Source organism: Streptomyces beijiangensis, assembly GCF_017315755.1.
Lineage (GTDB): Bacteria > Actinomycetota > Actinomycetes > Streptomycetales > Streptomycetaceae > Streptomyces > Streptomyces beijiangensis.
In genome coordinates, this window is the sequence record NZ_JAFLRJ010000712.1 from 1 (window position 1) to 271 (window position 271).

Consider the following 271-nt stretch of genomic DNA (forward strand, 5'->3'; position numbering starts at 1 on the left):
TGCCGTCGATCGGGTCGACGACCCAGCGCCGCGGTCCCGTGCCCGCGAGCCCGTACTCCTCGCCGAGGATCGCGTCGCGCGGCCTGGCACGCTGGAGCTGGCCGCGGATCAGCTCTTCGGCGGCCTTGTCGGCCTCGCTCACGGGCGTCATGTCCGGCTTCGTCTCGACCTTGAGGTCGAGCGCCTTGAACCGGTCCATCGTCGCCGCGTCGGCGGCGTCCGCCAGGACATGGGCGAGGCGCAGATCATCGTGGTAGTCGGGCATGGTCGC

General features: G+C 71.6%; 1 protein-coding gene. It reads right to left on the reverse strand.

From position 1 onward, the window contains the following. Window positions 1-265: inositol monophosphatase family protein (locus tag J0695_RS38550; RefSeq protein WP_277990095.1), on the reverse strand; the 265-nt coding region annotated here is incomplete at its 3' end. Window positions 266-271 lie beyond the last annotated feature (6 nt).